The organism is Anaeromonas gelatinilytica, assembly GCF_016820635.1.
Lineage (GTDB): Bacteria > Bacillota > Clostridia > Tissierellales > SIT17 > Anaeromonas > Anaeromonas gelatinilytica.
Window position 1 is genome coordinate 18,658 of record NZ_WSFU01000138.1, and the last position, 26,465, is coordinate 45,122.

The 26,465-nt window shown below is 28.6% G+C and carries 23 protein-coding genes and 1 riboswitch; of the genes, 19 read left to right on the top strand and 4 right to left on the bottom strand.

Translation table 11 applies throughout. The annotated features are described in order from the left end of the window. The first annotated feature begins 1 nt into the window (after window position 1). From GOQ29_RS13590 to GOQ29_RS13625, 8 genes are all read left to right on the top strand, one after another. Entirely contained in the window at window positions 2-1,381 is a 1,380-nt protein-coding gene (locus GOQ29_RS13590; protein ID WP_203373213.1) for a PTS galactitol transporter subunit IIC, read from the top strand. Then, window positions 1,378-2,844 carry an FGGY-family carbohydrate kinase gene (locus GOQ29_RS13595; protein WP_203373214.1) on the top strand — a complete coding sequence of 489 codons (1,467 nt, stop codon included), beginning with the start codon at window positions 1,378-1,380 and terminating at the stop codon, window positions 2,842-2,844. Before GOQ29_RS13590 ends, GOQ29_RS13595 begins: the two co-directional genes overlap by 4 nt. A gap of 339 nt (window positions 2,845-3,183) precedes the next feature. After that, window positions 3,184-5,136 (top strand): BglG family transcription antiterminator, encoded by a 1,953-nt coding sequence (locus GOQ29_RS13600; protein WP_203373215.1) that lies wholly within the window; start codon window positions 3,184-3,186, stop codon window positions 5,134-5,136. A gap of 77 nt (window positions 5,137-5,213) precedes the next feature. Beyond that, window positions 5,214-6,497 carry a PTS sugar transporter subunit IIC gene (locus GOQ29_RS13605; RefSeq protein ID WP_203373216.1) on the top strand — a complete coding sequence of 428 codons (1,284 nt, stop codon included), beginning with the start codon at window positions 5,214-5,216 and terminating at the stop codon, window positions 6,495-6,497. Between the two features lie 115 nt (window positions 6,498-6,612). Continuing rightward, the gene (locus GOQ29_RS13610; RefSeq protein ID WP_203373217.1) at window positions 6,613-7,713 is read left to right on the top strand and encodes a DUF871 domain-containing protein; all 1,101 of its coding nucleotides are present in this window, start codon (window positions 6,613-6,615) and stop codon (window positions 7,711-7,713) included. Between the two features lie 20 nt (window positions 7,714-7,733). Further along, the gene (locus GOQ29_RS13615) at window positions 7,734-8,060 is read left to right on the top strand and encodes a PTS sugar transporter subunit IIA (RefSeq protein ID WP_203373218.1); all 327 of its coding nucleotides are present in this window, start codon (window positions 7,734-7,736) and stop codon (window positions 8,058-8,060) included. A gap of 22 nt (window positions 8,061-8,082) precedes the next feature. Then, the gene (locus GOQ29_RS13620; protein WP_203373219.1) at window positions 8,083-8,388 is read left to right on the top strand and encodes a PTS sugar transporter subunit IIB; all 306 of its coding nucleotides are present in this window, start codon (window positions 8,083-8,085) and stop codon (window positions 8,386-8,388) included. Between the two features lie 250 nt (window positions 8,389-8,638). Then, window positions 8,639-8,740: riboswitch (purine riboswitch) on the top strand. A gap of 108 nt (window positions 8,741-8,848) precedes the next feature. Beyond that, window positions 8,849-10,252: an NCS2 family permease gene (locus GOQ29_RS13625; RefSeq protein WP_203373220.1), complete on the top strand. Its 1,404-nt coding sequence runs from the start codon at window positions 8,849-8,851 to the stop codon at window positions 10,250-10,252. Between the two features lie 47 nt (window positions 10,253-10,299). On the opposite strand, the gene GOQ29_RS13630 is transcribed toward GOQ29_RS13625, so the two are convergent. The 3 genes from GOQ29_RS13630 to GOQ29_RS13640 form a co-directional block, all read right to left on the bottom strand. Continuing rightward, a complete protein-coding gene (locus tag GOQ29_RS13630) occupies window positions 10,300-10,476 on the bottom strand; it encodes a hypothetical protein (RefSeq protein WP_203373221.1) in 177 nt (58 codons plus the stop codon). 68 nt (window positions 10,477-10,544) lie between these two features. Then, a complete protein-coding gene (locus GOQ29_RS13635) occupies window positions 10,545-10,934 on the bottom strand; it encodes a YkvA family protein (protein ID WP_203373222.1) in 390 nt (129 codons plus the stop codon). Between the two features lie 44 nt (window positions 10,935-10,978). Further along, window positions 10,979-14,224 carry a DEAD/DEAH box helicase gene (locus GOQ29_RS13640; RefSeq protein WP_203373223.1) on the bottom strand — a complete coding sequence of 1,082 codons (3,246 nt, stop codon included), beginning with the start codon at window positions 14,222-14,224 and terminating at the stop codon, window positions 10,979-10,981. A 147-nt stretch (window positions 14,225-14,371) separates the two neighbouring features. Here GOQ29_RS13640 and asnB point away from each other — a divergent pair, with 147 nt between their 5' ends. The 7 genes from asnB (at window position 14,372) to GOQ29_RS13675 (ending at window position 22,615) form a co-directional block, all read left to right on the top strand. Continuing rightward, complete coding sequence (gene asnB, locus GOQ29_RS13645) at window positions 14,372-16,213, top strand: asparagine synthase (glutamine-hydrolyzing) (RefSeq protein WP_203373224.1); 1,842 nt, start codon at window positions 14,372-14,374, stop codon at window positions 16,211-16,213. Window positions 16,214-16,369: 156 nt separating this feature from the next. Then, window positions 16,370-17,125 carry an IclR family transcriptional regulator gene (locus GOQ29_RS13650; RefSeq protein WP_203373225.1) on the top strand — a complete coding sequence of 252 codons (756 nt, stop codon included), beginning with the start codon at window positions 16,370-16,372 and terminating at the stop codon, window positions 17,123-17,125. 143 nt (window positions 17,126-17,268) lie between these two features. After that, window positions 17,269-18,477, top strand: a complete 1,209-nt coding sequence (locus tag GOQ29_RS13655) for a M20 family metallopeptidase (protein ID WP_203373226.1) — start codon at window positions 17,269-17,271, stop codon at window positions 18,475-18,477. A 12-nt stretch (window positions 18,478-18,489) separates the two neighbouring features. Further along, window positions 18,490-19,905: a YfcC family protein gene (locus tag GOQ29_RS13660; protein WP_203373227.1), complete on the top strand. Its 1,416-nt coding sequence runs from the start codon at window positions 18,490-18,492 to the stop codon at window positions 19,903-19,905. 218 nt (window positions 19,906-20,123) lie between these two features. After that, window positions 20,124-21,080, top strand: a complete 957-nt coding sequence (locus GOQ29_RS13665) for an Rpn family recombination-promoting nuclease/putative transposase (RefSeq protein WP_203373228.1) — start codon at window positions 20,124-20,126, stop codon at window positions 21,078-21,080. Between the two features lie 345 nt (window positions 21,081-21,425). Continuing rightward, entirely contained in the window at window positions 21,426-21,704 is a 279-nt protein-coding gene (locus GOQ29_RS13670) for a histidine phosphatase family protein (protein WP_203373229.1), read from the top strand. A gap of 584 nt (window positions 21,705-22,288) precedes the next feature. After that, window positions 22,289-22,615, top strand: coding sequence for an inorganic pyrophosphatase (locus GOQ29_RS13675; protein WP_203373230.1), 327 nt, complete (start codon window positions 22,289-22,291; stop codon window positions 22,613-22,615). A 116-nt stretch (window positions 22,616-22,731) separates the two neighbouring features. Here GOQ29_RS13675 and GOQ29_RS13680 read toward each other — a convergent pair whose 3' ends face one another. Then, the gene (locus GOQ29_RS13680; RefSeq protein WP_203373231.1) at window positions 22,732-22,863 is read right to left on the bottom strand and encodes an IS3 family transposase; all 132 of its coding nucleotides are present in this window, start codon (window positions 22,861-22,863) and stop codon (window positions 22,732-22,734) included. A 133-nt stretch (window positions 22,864-22,996) separates the two neighbouring features. Between GOQ29_RS13680 and GOQ29_RS13685 the strand changes: the two genes are divergently transcribed. The 4 genes from GOQ29_RS13685 (at window position 22,997) to GOQ29_RS13700 (ending at window position 25,937) form a co-directional block, all read left to right on the top strand. Further along, the gene (locus GOQ29_RS13685; protein ID WP_203373232.1) at window positions 22,997-23,200 is read left to right on the top strand and encodes a transposase zinc-binding domain-containing protein; all 204 of its coding nucleotides are present in this window, start codon (window positions 22,997-22,999) and stop codon (window positions 23,198-23,200) included. A gap of 625 nt (window positions 23,201-23,825) precedes the next feature. After that, window positions 23,826-24,572 (top strand): nitroreductase family protein, encoded by a 747-nt coding sequence (locus GOQ29_RS13690; protein WP_203373233.1) that lies wholly within the window; start codon window positions 23,826-23,828, stop codon window positions 24,570-24,572. Between the two features lie 79 nt (window positions 24,573-24,651). Beyond that, window positions 24,652-24,990, top strand: coding sequence for a DUF402 domain-containing protein (locus GOQ29_RS13695; protein ID WP_203373234.1), 339 nt, complete (start codon window positions 24,652-24,654; stop codon window positions 24,988-24,990). Between the two features lie 179 nt (window positions 24,991-25,169). Further along, window positions 25,170-25,937 carry a class I SAM-dependent methyltransferase gene (locus GOQ29_RS13700; protein WP_203373235.1) on the top strand — a complete coding sequence of 256 codons (768 nt, stop codon included), beginning with the start codon at window positions 25,170-25,172 and terminating at the stop codon, window positions 25,935-25,937. Window positions 25,938-26,465 lie beyond the last annotated feature (528 nt).

Genomic DNA, 26,465 nt, shown 5'->3' on the forward strand with positions numbered 1-26,465 from the left:
TATGGAGGATATTACACAAATATTGTATAATTCAGTCCAGGCAATTCTTGGTTTTGGGCCGACTGTTATGTTGCCTTTGGTGCTCTTTATTTTGGCGCTTTGTTTTAAAATTAAGCCAGCGAAAGCTTTACGTTCTTCTTTAACAGTCGGTATTGGATTTGTTGGGATTTATGCTATTTTTGATATTTTGATCGATAATGTAGGACCTGCAGCGCAAGCGATGGTTGAACAAACGAATATTAATCTTCCAGTAGTTGACTTAGGTTGGCCGCCTTTATCAGCAATTACATGGGGTTCACCAATCGCTCCGTTTGTAATTCCATTGACAATATTTATTAATATTATCATGTTAGCAATCAAACAGACAAAAACAGTTGACGTTGATATGTGGAACTACTGGCATTTTGCGCTTGCAGGCACCTTAATCTATTATAGCACAGGTAGTTTTTGGTTGGCAATATCAGCTTCAGCAGTTATTGTCGTAATTGTTTTCAAATTGGCAGATTGGGCAGCGCCAATGGGTGAAAAATATTTTGGCTTAGAAGGTATTTCGTTACCGACTGTATCTGCCGTGACATTCTTTCCTATCGGTCTAATCGGAAACAAAATTATAGATACGATTCCTGGAATTAGAAAAATTAACATCAATCCAGCGAATATTCAGAAAAGATTTGGAATCTTTGGGGAACCTATGATGGTGGGAACTATTCTAGGATTGCTTTTAGGAGTCATTGCAGGTTATGGTCTCCAAGATATTTTGACTTTGGGAATTAGTGTAGGCGCAGTAATGTTTATTCTTCCGCGAATGGTTCGTATTTTGATGGAAGGTTTGCTACCTATTTCTGAAGCAATTAAAAGATTCTTAAATAAAAGATATCCAGATAGAGACGATCTATATATTGGTTTAGATATTGCAGTTGCTGTTGGAAACCCAGCGATTATTTCAACTGCTTTATTATTAACCCCAATTGCTGTTCTTTTGGCATTTGTTTTACCAGGGAATACAGTTTTACCTTTAGGTGATTTAGCGAATTTAGCGGTAATGGCTTCAATGGTTGTTTTATCAACAAAAGGAAATGTCTTTAGAGCTGTATTAATTGCAATTCCTATTATGATTGGTGACTTGTATATTGCTTCAGCAATTGCGCCGTTCATTACGGGGATGGCAAAAGATGTCAATTTTAACTTCCCTAAAGGTTCTAGCGGTCTAGTTTCGAGCTTCTTGGATGGTGGAAACCCACTAAGATATTGGTTATTACAAATTTTCAACGGAAATATAATTGCTCTTGGTTTGATTCCTGTAGTGGGAGTAATTTTATTCTGGATTTATAAAATCACCTTCAAACAAACACGTTTGTTGGAAGCAAGAACGAAGCAATGAGTAAACCTTTAGCGATAACAATTGATATAGGAACGACAAATTCAAAAGTTTCTTTATTCGAAATTGCTACAGGAAGACTAGTTTCTCGAGAGAGTTTTCAAACAAAAAAGGTTGGGGATGATTTTGGAGAATTATTTGATTTAGAATCAATTTGGAGTCAATTGTTAATTATCTTAAATAAATTTGTTCATGAAAATTCTGGAAATGTTGATTCAATCAACATTTCCAGTGTTGGGGAGGCAGGAGTACTAATCAATACCAACGGAGATGTTATTACTCCTTTAATTGCTTGGTATGATAAACGATCTGTTCAATATATAAAAGAATTAACAGAGGAACAGAGAAAAAGAATTTATGATATAACGGGATTGCCTGCTCATTCCAATTATAGCTTAAGTAAAATCAAGTGGTTGATGGATAAAATAGTTACCAATAAAACGCAAGTGTATACATGGTTGAATATTCCAGATTTATTGAGCTATTTTCTAACAAATACCTGTAAAACAGAGTATTCAATGGCTAGTCGTACCATGTGCTTTGACTTAAAAAAGCGCGCTTGGTCTGATGAATTATTAGCGATGTTTCATTTAGAAGGAAAAATTAAGTTTCCTGAAGTGATTTCTTCTGGTGAAGTCGTTGGTTATACGAGCGAGGGGAATACGAGTTTAAAAAAAGAAAAAATTTCAGTGAGAATCGCAGGACATGACCATATGGTAGGAGCGTTGGGGATTGGCTTGGATGCTAAAGAGTTATTAAATTCAACGGGAACAACAGAAGGATTATTGTTAATTGGCGATGCTGATTTCATCAGTGAAGAACATTTTGAACAGTCGTTATCCAATGGTATTTTTACCGATCCCAATTATTGCTCGTTGTTTTCTTCTGTGCCTACAGGTGGAAGTGCTTTTAAATGGTATCGGACACTATTTAATAAACAGCAAGAAAAGTTTCAACAAGAATGTGCCGATTTATATGAGCAGTATAAGTATTATAGTAATAATGCTATAGACTTGACAAAACAAGTCCTCATTTTGCCTCATTTTAATGGGTCAGGTGCACCTTATAAAAACAGCAGATCCACAGGGTTGTTTTATGGCATAGATTTAAATACAGAGACAAAAGATATTTTATTTGGCTTGGTGTTTGGACTGTGTTTAGAAATGAAATATGTGGCTAATTGTTTTCCCATTGAGAAAACAGAGTGCATGATTGTTATTGGGCCAGCAATAAAAAATCCTCTTTGGCTTCAAATGAAAGCAGATGCGTTAAACAAAGAAGTAAAAGCAGTCAAAATGGAGGAAGCTGTTTCTTTTGGTGCACTAAAAACTGCATATCCGACTTTTTCTTTTAAGATATCTTACAATTCTTATTATCCGCAGAAAGAAAGAGTCCAAGAATTTGATAAGGTTATTAAAGACTATGACTTTTTGTATAAGAAAAAAATCGAATTAATGAAAAAATAAAAATAGAAGTTCCGACAAAATCCTCGCCAAAAAGTTTAGAAGGTCTTAAAAACGTTGATACACCAATATTTTGGTGTCACCTGCAAACTTGGAATGGAAATAGTAAACAAAAACCTGATAATGGTTAGAAATAGCTGTTATCAGGTTTTTGTTTTTTGTGGTGTGGTCGTAAAATAGCAATGCACGATTTTGTATAGTTGAGGAAGGATATTATACTGAGGTTAGAATTTATTTTAATTAAAGCTTCATTATTATTCTTTTCCTATAAAGAAGGAAATTAATTTGATGGAATAAACTTTATAACAAATGTAAAATAAAGATAAGGATTTGGTGATAAAGATGACTTATAGAAGGCAAAAAAAGATATTTGTATATTTATTAAATTCTGATGTAGGATTGTCAGGAAATGAGTTGGCTAAAATATTTGATGTGAGTTCTAGGACTATTAGATCTGATATTAAATTTTTAAATGAATTGCTTAAAGACCATGAGATTAGGATATGTTCTTCTAAACAACAAGGATACTTTATACCACAACAACAAAGAAGGTTAGGAATATCTTTAATAAAAGAAATTTTTAAAAGTGAAGAAAATATAACTAAAATTCCCAGTACTCCGTCAGAACGATTGGCTTTTATACTATTTAAGTTAACCTTTGCAAGGGATTTTATTACCATGGAAGATTTTGCAGATATGTTGTTTGTTTCAAAGACGACTGTGTACTTAGATATAAAAAATATTATAAAATTTTTAAAGAATTTTTCAAACTTAGAGTTAGAGATTTCTCCTATAAAAGGTCTGAAATTAAAAGGAGACGAAAGGTTCAAAAGACTTTTAATCTCAAATGTACTTAAAAGAGAAATGAGAAATGATAAATTAATTCTAAGTAATAGTTTTCATTATGTTTTTACTGATGAAAATTTAGATTTAAATAAGGAAATATTATTTTTATACGAAACTATTATAAATGTATTAAACAAATATGGATATATTTTGACAGATGCTGATGTAATTCTATTAGTAAAAGATATTTTAGTCAGCATAAAAAGAATTCAAAGGGGCTTTTTTATAGAAGAAAATATAGAAGAAGATTTAGATTTAACTATAGCTAATGCTATAAAGGAGGAAATAGAGAATTATTTCAATATTTTATTAGATGATAAAGAACTTGAATATTTTCAACAAAGCTTTAATACTAAAAGATTGTTAAATGTTGCTAGTAAGGATTGTGTACTAAAAGAAGAAGGGGAGAATATAGTTGATGAGTTTTTAAAGGAGGTAAAATATAAATTCAATATTGATTTTATGGAAGATACCAACTTTAGAAGAAATTTCATATTACATTTAAATCCTATGCTTGAAAGAATAAAAGCTAATTATTTTGAAGACAATCCTTTTAAAAGTCAAATAAAAACAAGTTATCCTTTTGCTTTTGAAATTTCTATGACAATAGTGTCGATAATCAAAAGAAAGTTGAATATAGTGATTAGTGAATCAGAAGTTTCTTATATAGCATTACATGTAGCAGTAGCTTTAGATAAAATTCATAATAAAATAAATATAGCTATCATCTGTGGCTCTGGTTTAGGCACTGCTCAATTTGTAAAGAGTAAAATAGTATCTTATTATAGCGAACAAGTAAATATATTAGGGTATTTTCCTGTATATAAGTTAGACAATGTTTTAAATGGTGATTGTGGAAAAGCAGATTTGATAATTTCTACTATTCCTTTAACAACTAAAAGCAATATACCTATAGTTCAAGTAAATCCATTGATTACTGAGGATGATTTAATAAGAATAAAGCGTTATATAGGTAATCCTCTAATGACAATTAAAGAAATGAATACAGATGGAATAAAAGAAAAGTTTTTTAAAGATGGATTATTTAAATATTTTGATGAAGAAGTTGATTTTTTAAATGCTATATTGAAACTTACTGAAATGCTTAGAACTGAAGGATATATAGATGATGTAGAAATTTTCTATGCTTCTGTTGTCCGAAGGGAAAACCTATTTTCGACTATTTTAGAAGATATGATAGCTATACCTCACCCAATGGAATCTATGTCTAAAAAGACAGTAGTAGCTGTTGGTATATTTAAAAATCCAGCTGTTTATAATGGCAAAAAAGTGAAAGTTATTTTCTTGTTTGCTTTCAATGCTAAGGAAAACGAAAACCTAAAGTTATTATATGAATTGTTAAAAGAAATAATAGAGTCTAAAAGTACTATTGAAAACGTATCCAAATCTAATAGTTTTAATGATTTTATTGTCAAAATTGGTTGGTGAAATATGCCAAATGGTGCATTAGTATGAATAGAATATTTTTTCTATTAAAAAAAATTATTATACAAGGGGGAATTGATTTGAATGGATTTATGAAATTTTTAGAAGCTAAATTAGTACCAGTAGCTAGAAAATTAGACCAAAACAGATATCTAACTGCAATCAAAGATGGTTTCTTTGCAGTAATGCCATTATTAATAATAGGTTCTATGTTTCTCTTAATACCAAATATTCCAAGTGAGGGATATCAAAACTTTATGGCTAGTAAACTAGGTGAGGATTGGTCGAAATATGTACTAATTCCTTTTGATGCTACTATGAATTTGATGACTATTTTTGTAATGGTTGGTATGGCGAAAAGTTTAGGAAGGTCATTTGATATTGATGATGCAACAAGTATTGTAACAGCTCTTGTAGCATTTCTTATTCTAACACCGATGACAGAGCTTGTAGATAGTGGACAAGGCTTACCTGTTGCGAACTTTACAGCAACTGGATTATTTGTAGGTATATTCTCTACTATGTTTGCCATAAAAATATTTTCTGTGATAAAAAACAAAGGGTGGATTATTAAAATGCCAGGTAATGTACCTGCTAATGTAGCCACTTCATTTAGTTCTTTGATACCTGAATTATTTGTTATTTTAATATTTACAGCTATTAGAATTGGATTTTCTTTTACTACATTTGAAACAGTACAAAATTTCTTATACACTATACTTCAAAAACCTTTGACAAATATTGGTGGAAACTTAATTTTCTTAATTATAGTAGTAATTGTTCAGCAAATATTATGGATGTTTGGTATACATGGTTCTAATGTAACAGATGGAATTACAAAACCTATAATGTTTGCTCAAACAGCAGAAAATGCTGAAGCTTTTGCAGCAGGGTTAAAACTACCAAATATTTTAAATTATCAATTCTATACCAATTATGTTAATATTGGTGGAGCAGGAGCTACATTAGCACTAGTTTTAATAATTTTATTTGTAGCAAGATCCCAAAGATTTAAGTTTTTAGGTAAGTTATCAGTAGGTGCTGGTATATTTAATATTAACGAACCAGTAATATTTGGACTGCCAATTGTGTTAAATCCAATTATGATTGTACCGTTTATAGTAGTACCATTGGTAAATATATTATTAACTTATTTTGTAATGGCGGTAGGTCTCGTTCCATTAGCAAATGGTATTAATATTCAATGGACAACACCACCAATTTTATCAGGATTGATTATTTGTGGTTGGAGAGGAGCTTTACACCAAATAGTACTTATAGTTATAGATGGATTGATTTATTATCCATTCTTTAGAGCAGTTGACAGATTAGAGCTAGAAAAAGAGTCTCTACAGAACAACTAATTTAAGCCATATTAGAGTTTTATTTATGAGAGGACTTCATTAGATTATAGAAGACAGAAGTCCTCGATTTTTTATTAGACTCTATGAAATATTTATAAGAATTAGGGAGGTATATATGAAAAATTTAGGAATTTCAATTTATCCAGAAAAGTCTACAGATGCTGAATTATTCCATTATATTGATATGGCAAAGGATGTGGGATTTAAAAGAATATTTTCTTGCTTACTATCATCCAAAAAATCAAAAGAACAGATTATAAAAAGATTTTCTAATATTATGGGATATGCAAATGAAAAAGGATTTGAAACAATAGTAGATGTTAATCCTTCTGTATTAAAAAATTTAGGGGTTGATAGTAATGATCTATCTTTTTTTAAAGATATTAAAGCAAGTGGATTTAGACTAGATGCAGGATACTCTGGCTATGAAGAAGCTATGATGACATATAATGACTACAATCTAAAAGTAGAAATTAATATGAGTAATGATACTAGATATATAGATACAATTATGGATCATAGACCAAATAGATATAATTTAATAGGTTGTCATAATTTTTATCCTCATAAACATAGTGGATTACCTTTAGATTATTTTGAGAAATGTACCTATAATTTTAAAAAGCATGCATTAAATACGGCTGCTTTTATTACTAGTGAAAATGAAAATGCCTTTGGACCTTGGGCAATAAGCAATCAAATTCCAACTTTAGAAATGCATAGATATATGCCCATAGAAGTTCAATTAAAGCATATGATAGCTTTAGATATTATTGATGATGTTATTATATCTAATAGTTTTGCAACTAAAGAAGAATTTAAAAAGATAAAAAATATAAGACTAGATATGGTATCTTTTGAAGTAATTCTTGAAGATGATATTACAGAAATTGAAAAGATAATATTGTTAGATGAACTCCACTTTAGACGAGGAGACATATGCGATACAGTTATTAGATCTACTAAGAGTAGTAGAGATAAATACAAGGATAGAAGTTTCCCAGTACACAATGCTTGTAAGAATATAAAACGTGGAGATATAATTATAGAAAGTGATGAGTACGGAAACTACAAAGGAGAGCTAGAAATAGCTTTAAAAGATTTTGAAAATAGTGGAAAGTCTAATGTGGTTGGTAGAATCAGAGAAGAAGAGATATTTATACTAGATTATATAAAACCAAATCAGAAATTTAACTTTATACTAACAAATGATTAGTTATTTATAGGAGTGGTTATATGGAAGAAAGTAAAAATCAAGATTTAATTGAAGTAATAATGAACATCATAATTAATGCAGGTAATGCAAAATCTGATGCAATATGTGCTATTAGAGATGCTAAGAAATTTGATTTTGAATCAGCTGAAGAAAAATTAAAATCAGCAAAAGAAGCCGAATTATTAGCACATGCTGCACAGACTAAATTATTGGCTAAAGAGTCAGGTGGACAAAAAATAGAATTAAGCTTGTTAATGGTTCATGGGCAAGATCATTTAATGAATTGTATAACATTTAATGATTTAGCAGGGGAAATTATAGATTTATATAAAACAATAAAAAAATAATATAACTAGGGAGGATACTATTATGAAAAAAATATTTTTATTGTGTTCGGCAGGTATGTCAACAAGTTTATTAGTAAATAAGATGAAAGAAGTTGCAGAAAGTAAAGGATATGAGTATGATATTGCTGCTATATCTTTAGCAAATCTAAAAGATATAAAAGATAAAGCAGATGTTATATTATTAGGACCTCAAGTAAGATTTGATGAAGATAGAGTAAAAAAGGAAGTTGGAAGCATTCCTGTTAGTGTAGTAGATATGGCTGCTTATGGAATGATGGATGGAGAAAAAGCATTAGACCAAGCAAGAGAATTACTAGGAGAGAAGTAGAGCAATTCTCTTTCCTAGATTTTCTTTATATTACTTTTTGTGAAAAATAGTCATGCAGTGAAATATAAACAATGAATGTAGGCTTTGAGTATTTACTCGTATGCCTGCATGAATGTTTATATTTCACTTAGATATAGTATGATATATAAAATAAATTATGCCTCCTAGATATCCAGAACATTTTTGAAATAAAGTATAAGAACATCCGGATTTTCTATTGACATCTAAATAAGCATTTGGTAGTATAATGTTATAATTAAATAGTTATACTCATATAATATTCGGGATACGGCCGGAGAGTTTCTACCTAAGAACCACTAATTCTTAGACTATGAGTGAGACACAAGTATTACTTGGTAATATTCTACTTAAGGAATTAATCCTCCACTGGTAGGTTTCACTTATAGAAATCTATTAGAGAGGATTTTTATTATTCATTAAATATTAAGGAGGTATCTAAATGGATACTAAAAAAGCATCAAAATTGGATTCATACTTTAAATTAAATGAAAATGGAACAGATGCTAAAACTGAAATAATGGCAGGTATTACAACATTTGTTACTATGGCTTATATTATATTCGTAAATCCAAGTATATTGAAGCTAGCAGGAATGAATGAAGCAGGAGCAATAGGAGATGCAGCAGCAGGTATAGGTTTTGAAGATCCTATTGTAGGAGGTATTTTTGTAGCAACATGTATAGCGGGAGCTATAGGTACTCTTATTATGGGTTTATATGCAAATTTACCTTTTGCTTTGGCACCAGGAATGGGTCTTAATGCATTCTTCACATATGGAGTTGTATTAGGGTTAGGATATACATGGCAGGAAGCTTTAGCAGCTGTATTTATTTCTGGAATATTATTTATTATTTTAACAATAACAGGACTTAGAGAAGCTATTGTAGATGCATTACCTGATTCTTTAAAAAGAGCAATTGGTGGAGGTATAGGATTATTTATATCTTTAGTAGGATTGAAACAGGGTCACATTATAGTAGGTAATCCTGATACATTAATACAATTTGGTAGTTTTACAGATGCTGCAACAATAGTAACAGTGATTGGATTAGTAATAATAGGTATATTAATGACTAGACAAGTAAAGGGAGCTATATTAATAGGTATAATATTAACAACTATTATAAGTATACCAATGGGTATAACTACAATACCTACAGATCTCACATGGTCTATACCTAGTTTAACACCTACATTAGGTAAATTAGATTTTGTGGGATTATTGAATTTAGGTGAAGTTGGACTTATAGGTGCAATTATGAGTGTTATAACAGTGGTTATATCTTTTAGTTTAGTGGATATGTTTGATACTATAGGAACTTTAGTAGGAACCGGAGCAAAAGCAGGATTTATAGATGAAGATGGAAGATTGAAAAACATGGACAAAGCGTTGTTTGCAGATTCTATCGCTACATCTATAGGAGCAGTATTAGGAACATCTACTACAACTACCTATGTAGAAAGTGCATCAGGAGTTAGTGAAGGTGGAAGAACAGGACTTACTGCTGTAACAACAGGGGTATTATTCATTTTAGCTTTATTCTTAGCACCAATAGTTGGAATAGTACCAGCAGAAGCTACTGCACCAGCATTGATAATAGTAGGCGTATTGATGATGACATCAGTTAAACATATAGACTTTGAAGATTTTTCTGAAGCTTTACCAGCATTTTTAACAATGGCTATTATGCCTTTTAGTTATAGCATTGCAAATGGTATTGCTGCGGGACTTATATTTTATCCAATAACTAAATTGACAATGGGCAAAGGTAAAGATGTTCATCCAGCAATATATATATTAGCTATTCTGTTCATTTTAAGATTTACAATTTTACCTCATTAAATTTTTATAATATAAAGAGCTATCTAGAAATAGACAGCTCTTTAAAATTATTTGGGAGTACTATTATTGTAAAATTTTGTAGGATCAATATAATCTATATTTCTTTTCATATCCCAAGGGAATACGAAAGCATTAAATTTATTTTCAATAATCGGATATTGATTTTTATTATAGGTGTCAACGATAACATTATATCCATTTTCACCTTTCGAAGTATTTTTCATAGAGTATCATCCCTTCAGAAGTACTCCCATATATATTATCTATATTTAAAATGAAATATATGTGTATATTAATTATTTATATTTTGCCAATTTTTGAATTCTTCAATTTCATTTTTAATACTTTTTATAATAAATGAAAAGACTAAAGCATCATCAATATAGCCTGCATATAAAATAAAATCCGGAACTACATCAAGTGGATTCACAAAATATAATAATCCTGCAACTATTGTTATAATAGTCTTTTTAGAGATAGATTTATATTCACCAGATATAAAAGATTTAAACATATCTATTAAAGTCTTTAAATCATCGCTAAATCCTTTGATTCGTCTACTATCTTTCTTGGACTTTTTAATAGCATCGTTAATGAGTTTTTTTCCTTTTTCTCTATTTTTTATATATTTTAATGCTTTCTTTTTATCTGAATTAATGGTGTTTTTTATTTTAGATTTCATGTGCTCATCTCCATTTATAGTTATTCTTATTATTATAAAGAAATTTATTCAATAAAATCTAATATTTCCTTTAACTCTTCTTCGGTCATTTTTGATACTAATTTTTTTCCCGGTTTTATAATAGTATCAAACATTTTCTTCTTCTTTTCTTGTAATTTAAATATTTTTTCTTCGATAGTGCCTTTAGTTATTAAATTCATTACATGTACAGAGTTATTTTGGCCAATTCTATGAGCCCTATCAGTCGCTTGATTTTCAACAGCTGGATTCCACCAAGGGTCAAAGTGAATCACAGTATCTGCTCCAGTAAGGTTTAGTCCAGTGCCACCAGCTTTTAATGAGATTAAGAATACATCACCATCACCATTATTAAAACTTTTAACTAATTCACCTCTTTTTTCAGATTTAGTAGATCCATCTAGATATTTATATCTTATATTTTTAGAGTCTAGTAAATCTTTAATTAATGATAACATACTAGTAAATTGTGAAAATAGTAGGATTCTATGTTTACTATCTATAGAATCGTTTAAGATTTCTTCCAATAGTTCCAATTTTCCACTGGAGCCATTATAATTGTCAATAAATGTGCTAGGATGGCAACAAATCTGTCTTAAGCGGGTTAGTCCTGATAATATTTTTATATGACTATTTTTAAATCCTTTATTCTTAATTTCTGATTCTATTTCTCCTTTGATTTCCTTTAAATATGCAAGGTAGATTTTCTTTTGATTTTTAGTAAGTTCTGCAACTAATTTGTGCTCTATTTTATCAGGAAGTTCTTTTAAAACGTCTTTTTTCAATCTTCTCAGAATGAAAGGGCCAATATGTTTTCTCAAATTATTTAATCTATTAGAATCTTGGTCTTTAATTATAGGTTTTTCATATTTTTTAATAAATTTTGAGTGAGAAGATAAATACCCTGGCATTATAAAATCAAATATAGACCATAATTCACCCAATGAATTTTCTATAGGAGTTCCAGTAAGAGCAAAGAAACCTTTCCCTTTTAACATTTTTACTGATTTTGCATTTTGAGATTGAGAATTTTTAATATGTTGAGCTTCATCTAAAATACAATATCTAAAGTTGATATCATTATAATGTTCAATATCTCTTCTTATTAATGGGTAGGATGTAATGACTATATCATAATGTATCATATTTTCAATTAATTCTCTACGATATTTTTTATCTCCTGATATTACTAAGCTATTTAGCTCAGGAGTAAATTTATTAATTTCATCCTTCCAATTATATACTAAGGATGTAGGGACTATTATGATTGAAGGTTGAGATCCTTTTTCTTGTTTTTCAGATAAAAGGAATGTTAAGACTTGAAGAGTCTTACCAAGTCCCATGTCATCAGCTAAAATACCTCCAAAACCATATTTAGACAATGTTTTTAACCATTTAAATCCAAAGTTTTGATAATTTCTTAAAGTAGTATTTAAATTTTCAGGGATAATATATTCCATATCCTCTGGTTCCTTTATATTTTGAACTAATTCCTTAAATGCTAGATTACGATGAATATAATTCAAATGGGATTCTTTTAATTCTTCATCTAGATAAAGAGCCTTATATTTAGGTAATTCTATTATTGAATTTTTGAAGTCTTTTTCAGTTAAATCTAAAGAATCTGCTATATTTTTGATTTTATTTAAACCATTTATTTCTAGTGGAAGAAAGGAACCATCTCTTAATCTATAATATTTTTTCTTTTTCTTTAAGGAATTGAATACATCTGAAAGTTCATTATTATCAATTCCATCAATTTCAAATGTAAATTCTAAGATATCATTACTATCATTTAATCTAACACCACCTGAAAAAGAAGAGGAGTCTTTCAATTTAATTTTTCTAAAACTATTGGAATGATAGACTTTAGAAATCTCTTGTAATTTGGGGAGTTTATGATATAAGAATTCATAAATTTTTTCTTCATCATCTAGGTGTATTTTGTTTTTATTAACTTTGAACTCTGATGTCTCAAAAAAGTCAAGAATTTTCTTCTCCTTTTCAATATCTCTAAGGAGTATCATATCTTCTTTTCTTGAAAACTTATTATCTTTAGAAAAGGGGTCAATAGTAATATCTCCATACACTAATTTTATATTAGCCGTGATACTGTTTTCTTCATTATCTAAATATATCTCTGGAATTAAATCGGGGTTATATATAGAAGATTTAACTTTATCGTCTATGTCTATTTTTCCAATCTTTTTTACATAAGGGTAAACTTCTGATATAAATCTTTCTCTATACTTTTTAGGTATATTTATTATATTATTTTTATTCTTAATTACAGAATTATAAAATGGTAAGAAGTTATTCTTTTGATTTAAAGAAATTATATATATATTTTCACCAGCAAAGAAATATTTATCATTAGGAAGTAGAGAAACTAAATTATCAGGATGATTAATTTTCAAAGATAAATTATTATCCTGTTCCTTTAGGAAAAAGTCTATAGGGATATTTTCTTCTAATATAGAGATATTTTTATATGTTTTATCAAAAATTTTTCCATTAAAACTTCTATCTTTTATTAGTCGAAAAAATCTCTTCAAGGTCTTTGGAGTAAGTGTGATACTTTTACCCTTAAATAAACTATATTGATTATAGGTGTATTCATTTATATAGGTTTCATTATCATAAACTTCCTTTAACAGATCTATAATTGCTTGGTCTTTTTGTTTAAATGTATGTTTATCAGGATAGAAAGTGAATTCTTTTCCAAAGTAAATACTTTCTTGTCTTTCTATACTTTGAAAGAATTTTTTTATGCTTTTTACTACATAGAGTTTATTTTCTCCTATTCTTAGATTTAGGGATGACCCATTTTCTATGCCTAAAAAATCATTGGGATTATATTCATAGTTAAATTCTATATTGATAGGAGTTTTTTCTTTTGTAGAATAATAGTGAAAATAATCTAGTATTTCAATTATATCATTACCATTATTATAACGAGTTGGTTTATTGAAACGACCTTTTTTATCTTCTTCCATTATTTTCAAAAGAAGAGCAGTTATATGTTTGCAATATCCCCAATACTCTTTGTAGGCAGGACAAGTACATGTAGCATCTTTAAAAGTTCCTAGGAGATTAAATAAAACTGTTACATGATAAGGTTTATTACCTTGTATTAAGGCATTAAATTCTAAATTTCCCCTTAGAAAATGAAAGTCTTTGATACTTCCATTGAAGAAATACTGTTTTCCTTTTTGAAAGGTTTTGTAATTTGAACTAAGTTCTTGTATGTTTTTTTCGGAAAGATTAAACATGTTTCACCTCGATAACTAATGATTATTTTAATTAATTATAACATACATATTATTGTTCCCAAATTATCTTAAGGGAACAATATTTAATTTAAAACATAATTTATATATTATAATGGCAAAAATCAAAAGATGTTAGGATGTGATAATGTGTGTGGTATAGCAGGGTGGATAGATAATGAGATAGATTTAAGAGAAAATGTAGAAACTATTAAAGATATGATTTCCACATTGAAAAATAGAGGACCAGATGACAGCGGAATATATGTGTCGAAGGATGCTTTATTAGGACATAGAAGGCTTTCTATAATAGATCCAGAAGGTGGAAATCAGCCTATGATAAAAACAGTTGGTGGCAGAGAATTTATTATTGTGTATAACGGAGAGTTATATAATACTAAAGAATTAAGGGAAAAATTAGAAAATAAAGGTTATATCTTTAACTCGTATTCTGATACAGAAGTTTTATTAACTTCTTATATAGAATGGGGAATAGAATGTCTTAAGTATATAAATGGGATATTTGCTTTTGGTATATGGAATGTGAATAATAAGAGATTATTTTTAGCTAGGGATCATTTAGGCGTTAAACCTTTATTTTATTCTCATATCAATGATTCATTAATATTTGGCTCAGAAATAAAAACATTATTAAAACATCCTTATATAGAGCCTATAGTAGATGATGTAGGTCTGATGGAGATATTTGGTTTGGGACCAGCTAGAAGTTTAGGTACTGGAGTATTTAGAAACATAAAGGAGATTCCACCGGCTCATTATATTTTATATGATGAGAAGGGATTTAAAATTGAACAATACTGGGAACTTGAAGCAAAATCTCATGAAGAAAATTTAGAGGATACAACAAATCATGTAAGAAGTTTATTAATAGATGCAGTAGAAAGGCAATTAGTTTCTGATGTTCCTCTATGTACTTTTCTTTCAGGGGGACTAGATTCTAGTGCTATATCAGCTATAGCATCAAATGCTTTTAAAAGAGATGGTAGAGGAAATTTAAATACATTTTCTATAGATTATAAGGATAATGATAAATTTTTTAAATCTAGTAAATTTCAACCAGATGCTGATTCGAATTGGATAAAAGTAATGGCAGAGTATATTAATAGTAATCATACTAATATAGAATTAACTAATGAAGAATTAATTACTTCTTTGAAAGATGGAGTATTAGCTAGAGACTTACCGGGTATGGCAGATGTAGATACATCTTTATTTCTATTTTGTAAAGAAGTGAGAAATACCCATACAGTAGCATTATCAGGAGAATGTGCTGATGAGATATTTGGAGGATATCCTTGGTTTAGGAATAAAGAGGATATAAATGCTGATACTTTTCCGTGGTCAAAGAATGTGGGAAATAGAAGGAAGATATTATCAAAGGATTTAAAAGATTTACCTATTGAGGAATATGTTAAAGAGAAATATAAAGATACATTGAAAAGGGTTCCTAAATTATACGGGGAATCTTCAGTTGACGGAAGGATGAGAGGAATATTTTATCTTAATATTAAATGGTTTATGATTACATTATTAAATAGAAAAGATAGAATGAGTATGGCTAATAGTCTTGAAGTGAGGGTTCCTTTTGCCGATTATCGGTTAGTAGAATATGCTTATAATATACCAAAAGAATTTAAGTTCTATGGAAATAGAGAAAAAGGAATTCTAAGGAAAGCCTTAAGGGGAATATTACCAGATAGTATTATCAATAGAAAGAAAAGTCCATATCCTAAGACTCATCATCCTATATATACAGAATTAGTACAACAAGAAATGAAAAGAATACTTAAGGATAAAAGTTCTCCAGTATTAGAATTATTAGATTATGATATAGTAAAAGAAATAGTAGATACAAAAGGCAAGTCATATACAAAACCATGGTTTGGACAGTTAATGACAGGGCCACAATTAATGGCATATTTGATACAGTTAAATATATGGTTGAGAGAATATAAGGTTAGATTGGTATAAAGAAAAGCAAGGCATTGCCCTGCTTTGTTATATTAAATATTTGTTTTTTAGTTGTAGTAGTTTCTGGATTATTTATTATTTTATATTTTCTTGGATAAATTTTCTAAAAATGATATTATATAAATTAAGAATTCATTTGATTTTAGGAGAGATTATATGGACAATAATAAATTATCTAGTATTGAAAAAGCTTTATTAGTTCTTAATCAACTTAGTGAACCGCCTTTCGAATATAAAGCTATGGATTTGGCAAATATATTAGAAATGAATAGAGCTACAGTACACAGAATATTAAATACTTTATTGGAAAAGGATTTTGTTATAAAGGATAAGAATAATAAGGAATATAGGCTTGGTCCCAAAGTTTATAAATTAGGTTCAGTTTACTTAAGTAATTTTAATTATGGTAATAAAATAGAGGAAATATTAAATGAAATTGCTGAAAAGACTAAAGAATCAGTAGGAGTAGGGATAAGAGATAATGAAAAAATAATATCTTTATATGAAATAGAGATTCATCAACCTTTAAAGATGAATTATCGTCCAGGAATTTTTTATCCTATGAATAGGGGTTGCTATGGTAAATGTCTTATGGCTTATTATGATCAAGATAAAGTTGAAAAACTTTTAGAGAAAAAGGAATTTGAAAAAGTAGCTAAAAACACATTAATAACTAAAGAGGAGATACTATTAGAGTATGAAAATATAAGAAATCAAGGATATGTTACAAGTATAGAAGAAACCTTTGAATATGCAATAGGTGTTGGGATACCAATATTTAATCGCCATAATGAAGTTACTACATGTGTAGCGGTATCTTTCTTAAAAAATGAAAATTACTTAAAAAAAATTGAAGAAATTAAAGATGTTCTTTTTGATTATAGAGATAAAATAGCAAAATATATGCCTTGAAAGGATGCTTACAAAAGCATCTTTTTTTTGTTCATTTTTATACATGAAATATTCTTGTAATATTCAGAAAGTTATGTTATTATACAATTATAGTTTATATAACAAACATATAGTTCAATATATGGACAAAAAAGGAGGTCATTATGGAGAAAGAATTGTTAAATCAGCTTAAATCTTCAATATCTCAAGATGAAGTAATTGACATAATAAGAAAATTGGTAGAGTTACCTAGCTATCCTGGAATAAAAAATCAAGAAACGAATGTAGCTAAATGTATAAAAAATATTTTTGTAAAGGAGGGTATATGGGCAGAAGTAAATCATGTAATAAATGGTAGATTTAATGTTATAGCAAAAATTGAAGGCAAAAATAGAGGAAAATCTTTACTTTTAACTGGTCATACAGATACAGTTCCTTCTTATGGGATGAAAGATCCTTGTATTTTAAAAGAATGTGAAGATAAACTTTATGGAAGAGGAACTGTAGACATGAAAGGACCTTTAGCTTGTATGATTGCAGCTTTAATAGCTATTAAAAGATCAAATGTAGAATTAGATGGAGATTTGATATTTGCAGGAGTCATTGATGAGGAAGAAGGAAGCCTAGGAACTATTGATTTATTAGAAAGAGGATTAGATGTAGATGCTGCTATAGTAGGAGAGCCTTCAAATTTAGAGATATGTGTTGCTCATAGAGGATTAGAATGGATTGAATTTCACTTTATAGGAAAAACAGTCCATGGTGGGAAGCAAGATGAAGGAATAAATGCCATATTAAATGCTTCTAATTTTATTCAAAGGATTCAGGAAAATGTCTACGTAAAGATATATTCAAAGACTCATTCTATTATTGGAACATCTTCAATGAATTATGGAACTATAAATGGAGGTACTCAACCTAGTACAGTAGCTGGAAATTGTGTTATGAAAATAGATAGAAGATGGATACCAGGAGAAAAATATGAAGATGTTTTGAAAGACTATCAAGATATTATAGATGATATGTCTAAAGAAGATTCTAAGTTTAAATGTGAAATGAAGATAGTGGATGAAAGTGTGATGAAAGAAGGATATGTTCATGAAGCTATGGAAACTGATATAAATCATCCAATAGTGAATATATCTAAAAAAATGACAAAAAAAATATATAATAAAGAACCCAAACTTACTTTTTTCCCAGCGTGGAGTGATGGAGGATTGTTATCTAGTTATGGTAATATCCCTACAATTATTTTTGCTCCAGGAGATTTAGAATCAGCCCATTCATCAGAGGAATTTATAGACAAAAGTCAAGTTTATCCTGCTACTTTAATTTATGCTTTAATAGCAATAGAATTTTGTAGAAATGAATAGGGAGGTTGTATTATGAATAAAGGTGAAGCTGTAAGTGATAATAAGAAAAAATTTAAAGTTCCTCATGTATATGTGATTTTATTAACTATTGTTTTAATATGTGGACTTCTCACCTATATAGTGCCATCAGGAGAATATCAAATGGTAGAGAATGAGGAAGGTAGAGAAGTATTAGATCCTGATTCCTTTGAATATACAGAAAGCAATCCTATAAGTATATTTGGATTATTAAAATCAGTACCCCAAGGTATGGCAGAAACTGCAGAAATAATTTTCTTTATATTCATAGTTGGAGGTTCCTTTGCAGTATTAGAGGCAACAGGAGCTGTGGAATCTGCCTTAGGAAAGGTAACTAAATCTATGGCAGGAAAGGAGAAAGCACTAGTACCTATTGTAATGTTTATATTTGGTCTAGGTGGAGGAGTATTTGGAATGGCCGAAGAGACATTGCCTTTTATACCAATAATGGTAACCTTGGCCATAGCATTAGGGTTTGACTCACTAACAGGAGCAGGAATGGTATTAGTTGGAGCAGGAGCAGGATTTGCTGGTGCATTCATGAATCCCTTTACTATTGGAGTAGCTCAAGGGATAGCTGGATTACCCTTATTTTCTGGTATGAAATTTAGATTAATTGTATTTGTTTTGATGATTATAACAGCTATATTCTTTGTGTTTTGGTATGCAGGAAGAGTTAAAAAGAATCCAGAAAAGAGTTTAATGTATGAGTTTGATAAAAAGAGGGAAGATACATTAGACTTAAAAAATTTAAAAGAATTTACTATTAGTCATAAGATAGTGTTGCTAACTTTAGCTATAACGATAGGTCTATTAATATTTGGTGTAGTGGAATATGAATGGTATATACAGGAGATATCAGCATTATTTTTAGGAATGGCAATAGTAGTAGCTATAATTGGAAAGCTTGGATTTAATGGTTTTGCTGAAGAATTAATAAATGGTATGGCTAATTTAGCTGGGGGAGCATTAGTAGTTGGATTTGCTAGAGCTATTTTAGTAGTTTTAACAGAAGGACAAATATTAGATACTATACTCAATTCAGCAGCAAGTTTAGTATCTACATTACCCTCATCTTTTACAGCACTGGGAATGTATGTATTCCAAATATTCTTAAACTTTATAATTCCTTCAGGAAGTGGTCAAGCAGCAGTTTCCATACCTATATTAGCACCTCTTTCTGACTTAGTAGGAGTTACTAGACAAACAGCAGTATTGGCTTATCAGTTTGGTGATGGTATATCAAATATATTTACTCCTACATCAGGATATTTCATGGCTGGTCTTGCCTTAGCTAAGATTCCATGGAGTAAATGGGCGAAGTGGTTTTTACCTCTATTCTTAATTGAATTTGTAATTGGTGGTATATTAGTATTTATTGCCCATATGATTCAGTTTGGACCATTTTAATAATAGGATATTTAATGAATATCTAATATACTATAAAACAAAATCCATTTTATGTAATAGAATTGTTTGTAAGTTAGAGTATGAGGCATTGCTTCTGGAGCATAACATAAATACGGAATTTTTTCAAAATTTGATTTTATCCTGCTATAAAAAGTGGATGAAAAGAATTTTTTTTAATGATATAATAGTATTAAGAAGACTAAAAAGTTGGTGAAAAAATGAAAAATGAAATAATAAACAAACATGACGCCACATTTAAAGAAGTATTTAGTCAAAAGAGAATAGCTAAAGATTTTATAGAAAATAATATACCTAAAGAAGTGTTAGACATAATAAATATGGAAAGTTTAGAGCTTCAAAAGGATACATTTATAAATGAAAAATTACAGGAAAATTTTTCGGATTTAATATATAGAGTAAAAATAAATAATAAAGATGCTTATATAAGTTTTCTATTAGAACATAAATCCTATAAAGATAAAATGGTGATATTTCAAATTCAAAAATATATCCTTGAATCCTGGATGACAATAATACAGAAGGAAAATAAGGAAGAATTACCAATTATAATACCATTGATGATTTATCACGGTAAAGAGAAATGGAATCTAAAAACAGATTTAAGAGATATGATCCCGGATTTTGATGAATTGCCAGTATACTTAAAGCAAAGAGTACCAGTATTTAAATATGATTTTTTCAACATAAGAGAATATGAAGAGAGTGATTTTGAAAAATTAACTAGATTAACAGCAATGATGTTAAAGTCTTTTAAATATGCTTTTGAAGATGATTTAGAAGTAGTTTTAAGAAACTTTCTTCTTGCATTAGAAGAAGTAAAAGAAGAAGAGTCAATGGAAACGCTAATATACTATGGAGAGATATATTTAAAATATATAGAACTTACAAACAGTAATATAAAAGAAGAGCATATAAAAGAAGAAATAAAAAAATTAAGTGGAAAGGGGGCTGTTACTATGAGCATATTAGAAAGAAGAGAGGAAAAAGGAATGCAAAAAGGAATGCAAAAAGGAATACAAAAAGGAATGCAAGAAGAGAAGCTGGAAATAGCAAAGAATCTGTTGAAAGAAGGATTAGAAATAGATTTAATAGTAAAAGCAACAGGCCTTTCTAAATCTAAAGTAGAGAAATTAAAAGAAGATTTTATTAATTAAAATAGAGATGTTTTTAAAAAGAACTAGTTAAAAATAAATGATTAGTTCTTTTTTAGTAGAAAATAGTAATAGTAACTTTATGTATCCTATTAAGAAATGTATAAGGATTTAAAGAATTTTACTGATCAGAGAAAAATTATTTATGTCAGTATCAAGTGGATCCACAAAATATAATAATCCTGCAACTATTGTTATAATAGTCTTTTAAAAAAAATATTCATACTATATTCTCAGAATATGGAATAGATAATATAGAATTTATGCTTTATTAATTATTGATATAATTTTTATTGTATTTCATAAGCTGAAGAATTTCACCTAAATAATATTTAAGGAGGACAGAATGTGGGGATTTTAATAGTTGTTAGGCATGGTGAAACACAATTTAATGTTGAAAAAAGATATACCGGAAGTTTAAATATTGAATTAAATAGTACAGGTTTTAAACAAGCAAAAAATTTAGCAAAGGAACTTAGAAAATATGATATTGATGTCATAATTACATCGACGTTAAAGAGAGCAAAACAAACAACAGAAATAATAAATAATGAGTTAAAGTTACCAATTATAGAAATGAAAGAATTTTGTGAGAGGAACGTTGGAGTTTTTGAAGGATTAACATGAAAGGAAGCAAAGGATAAATATCCTAACCTGTGGAGACAAAATATAACTCGAAAAATTAGGTTAATATCACAAACAGAAAAAGTGTAATATTTTAACAACAAGGGTTTCAAACTCATGTGGAGTGAGACATCCATGGATATAAATAATCTTGTGGGAAGCCTAAAGTAGTTAGAAAGGAGTCCACAAAAAGTGTTTCAAGAGCTGAAATTAATGATTTAGAATAATATAAATCTTTGGTTTCTTTAGGAATTAAATTTGTTGATAGATTGTTATTAAAATTAAAAAAAGTAACATCTCTAACGATCTCAAAACCATTAGTAGATATAATAGTTTTTTGTAAATAACCGAAATGACCATTGAGATAAGATAGGTTAGCATTAGGATTAGAATAATATTTAGGCATTTAACTTTGGGTATATCTTTCAATATTAAAGGTATATCTTGAATTATTTTTTAAAAGTTTTTAGAGAAAATTTTCACTTTTTGAAGTTGTGATTGACAATCTATTACGGGAACAGTGAATTAAAATACACATTTTCATGAAACTTTGTGCTTTGAGCACAACGAAAGGAATGATAGTTATTATGAAAGAAGAATTGATTAAAGTTACTATTGATAGACCTATGGGCAGTAGTCACCCAGACTACCCAGATATGATATATCCTATAAATTATGGGTATGTTAAAGGAATAACGGCACCTGATGGAGAAGAACAGGATGCATATGTGATAGGGGTAGATAAAGTGATTCATGAATATATTGGAAAGTTAATTGCAATTATACACAGGAATGATGATATAGAAGAAAAGTGGGTTGTTTGTGCAGAAAATACGACTTTTAGTAAAGCAGAGATTGAAAAACTAACCTATTTTCAAGAACAGTATTATGATAGCTATATAGAAATGCTTTAATAGATACTAAAGATATGAAGCCTGCCATAGAAGATTTGAACTACTCTCTGTCAAGTAGACAGTGAAAAAATAAAAAACTTTCTAACACCAATCATATTTTTATGGTTGGTGTTATTTTATGCAATATTATTAAATAAATAGTACCTATACTCTAGTGGACTCATACATTTGAGACGTTTTTGATATCGACGGTTATTGTAATAATATATATATTCTGGAATTGATTTTTCTAACTTTTCATCTGCCATACATAATTCTTTTTATTATTTTTATCTAGGAAAGTTAATTTTTTTGATATAATAAATTAGGGCGTAGTCCTTAGAATTAAAGGATTCTAGTTTAACTGTAAACTTATACTAGTTAATAAATGGAAGTGATTTTTTGGCAAGTAAATTAAAGAAAATATTTATAGACCATTGGGAAAGATTTGTAGAGCTATATGAACATAAGATTAGAAAAAGTGTTATTAAAGCAGTAGAAAAAATGATTAATTATGGATCTTTAGAAAAAGGATATATTATTGTAACACATACCAAGATAAAGCTAATCATAAATATAACTTTAAGAATAAAGAAAGATACGTGAGCTTTTGTCCAAAAATAAAGGGTCAAAAAGTTAACTAACAGTAAAATATTCTGATAATAGCAAAAATGTTAATCTATAAAAATATTCTTAAAAAGTAGAAAATATATTAATTCATTGACATTTTTTGAATATAAGAGTCTATATTGTAAAAAGTTGTTTAATTTCATATTCTTATATATCCACTGAAAATAATTCAAGTTTTATTCCCATGATAAAAGAATTAGAAAATCTATTTCGTCAATATAATGAAGATGGAAAAGTGATACTTGAATATGATGCTTGTATAAGCTACTGTAAATTATTTTAATATATAAAGATTCATATTTGATATTCGAATACTAATCTATTAACACATATAGCAATAGAGAATTTCGTTATATCGATTATCCACTATAAACTATATATGGATCGTCTACAATAAACTAGATATCTGCAATAAAACTAAAGGGGAATATATGACTGATTTTAATAACATTCTGCAAGAAAGATGTGAAACAGAAAGACTGCTCTTGCTTTCTGTTTCTTAACTTCTATTATATTATATCACGAAAAAAATAGAAATATAAGACTATTACTATGGATTTATTGTTAATATAATATAAAAAAAGGAAGGAGTTGGTAGTGAATGAATAATGAAGTAATCACAGTTTTAAAAAATCATAGGTCAATAAGAAGCTTTGAAAAGAAAAAAATTGAAAAAGAAATTTTAGACGAAATACTAAAAGTTGGAATTAGGGCTGCTAATGGAGGAAATTTGCAAGGATATTCTTTAGTTGTACTTGATGATTTAGATAAATTAGAAGCGCTTGGAATATATAATATACCTCTTGTAATAATAGCATTAGCTGATGCTTATAGAACAAAAAGATGGTTTAATGCTTTTGGGGAGAATAAAGCATCTGTAAATACTACTCATGGATTCTTCATAAATAATTGGGATGCACTAATTTGTCTTCATAATATTTCTATAGCAGCAGAAAGCTTAGGGATTGGAACATACTATAATGGTGATATAACTTCTATGGATATAGGAAAAGTAATAAATAATCCAGAATATACCTTTCCATCAGGAATGCTTTGTTTAGGATACCCAAAGAATGAGGGTAGATTTTTAGATAGATTACCACTAGAAGCTGTAGTACATTACAATTCATATAGAATACCTACTGATGAGGAAATAAAGGGGTGGTATAACGAAAAGGAAAATTTATTTCAAACTAGAAACACTAAGGAAAAACTTGAAGAGTTAAGAACTAAGGGGATTTTTAACATAGCTCAAGCTTATTCAAAAAATAAATTTAAGAAGGAAGAACTAGAGAAAACTAGTAAAAATATAAAAAGAAATATTAAAGAATCTGGATATGATGTATAATATTCAGCATAATTTTTCAGCTAAAAAAGGATTATAGGGTGCTTTTATTAACCTAAGTATATTATACAAGGAGTAAATGATGGTAGAAAGAAAATTTGCAGATAGGCCTGGGTGGTCAAGGATTATTGAAAAAGAATTTAAAACAACCTACTTTAATGAGAGAGACTTTAAAGGGTGGGTATCTTTATTAAAGTTAAATAAAGTAGCTAATCCATTAATTAAAAGAATGGGAGAAAAAGAAATATGTATTGTAGACAATGCTTATATATGGTTGCAACATTATCCAGAAGATAAAAATTATTGTATAACAACCATGTATGATAATAATTTTAAAATAGTACAGTGGTATTTTGATATTACAAAGAATGTTGGTATTAATGAAGATTGCATAAACTTTAATTCGATTCTTCATTATTGATTAACCTAATCCATAGTGTTTTTTGTAAGGAGTAATAAAATTAATTTCACTATGTAAATGAGTATAATTATACCACTTTACAAATTTATTTCTTTTTTCTTTTAAATTTTCTTTGGTTTATTAGTATCTTCAAAAGTAGATTTATTAGCATTAAGACATTGTTATTTTGGAGGGATAGTATGGACAAGCGTTTTACATTTAATGAAGACGTTAAGAACTATGATAAATGGAGACCATCATATTGTAAAGAATTATTCAATGATATTATTCAATATTCGGAACTTAATCAAAATAAGAAAGCAGTAGAAGTTGGAATCGGTACTGGTCAAGCAACTAAGCCTTTTCTAGTCACGGGATGTGATGTAACAGCTATTGAACTTGGAAAAAATCTAGCAGAATACTCGAAAGAAAAATTTAAAGAATATAAGAATTTTAGTGTATACAATACTTCATTTGAGAATTTTGAGTTCAATGATAATAGTTTTGATATTCTTTATTCTGCAACAGCATTTCATTGGATTCCTGAAGATATAGGTTATCCAAAGGTATTAAATTTATTAAAGAATAATGGAACATTAGCATTGTTTTGGAATAAACCATTTATAAAACGTGAAGATGATTTATTACATCAAAAAATTCAAAGTATATACCAAAAATATGGATTTTCAGATACTAAATTCATAGAAAATGATACAGCAAGATATAATAAAATATCAAAGACTATCCAATCATATGGTTTTAGAGACTTAGAAGTGAAGTTATATCACCAAACCCGAGTATTTAACTCTTCTGGTTATATCTCACTATTAAATACATATTCAGATCATATAATTATGGAAACATCTACAAAAGAATTATTGTACAGTGAAATTAAAAATGCTATTTTGGAAAATGGTAATATTTTAACTGTGTATGACACTATAGATTTATATTTGGCAAGAAAATAATGTTTTTTATATGATTATTGTTTAAAATATATATAAATTCACAATCATATTATTGTTACAAGTCAGCAACTTAATCTAACAGAGCTTGTATGTATATACAGATAAGCCTATTTCAATTATTAATACTACTGTATTACGTACTTCTACCGTAAGTGGTACAATGATTCAAGTCGTCATAATTTTTTACTGAAAAGCTTTTTTCTTGCTTCAAAAGATGTTACCCCTTTATTATAAGTATGAGGGCTAGTACGGTTGTCTTAGAATATGAATATGCATATTCATATATCCCATCATTTAATCATCATCCTTAAATTTAAATAAATAATAGAATTCATTCTTAAAGGAATTAAAATATCTTTCTACAGAAATATTTCTATATGGACAACCTATTTTACTTATACTCTGTGTAATATTTTCACTTTCACAAAATTCTATGAATTCTTTGGAAGTAGATTGACATCTTTTATCATCATGTAAAATTAAATTTTTTCGATTATTTTTGTTCTGTCATAACCTTAGCAATTTCAG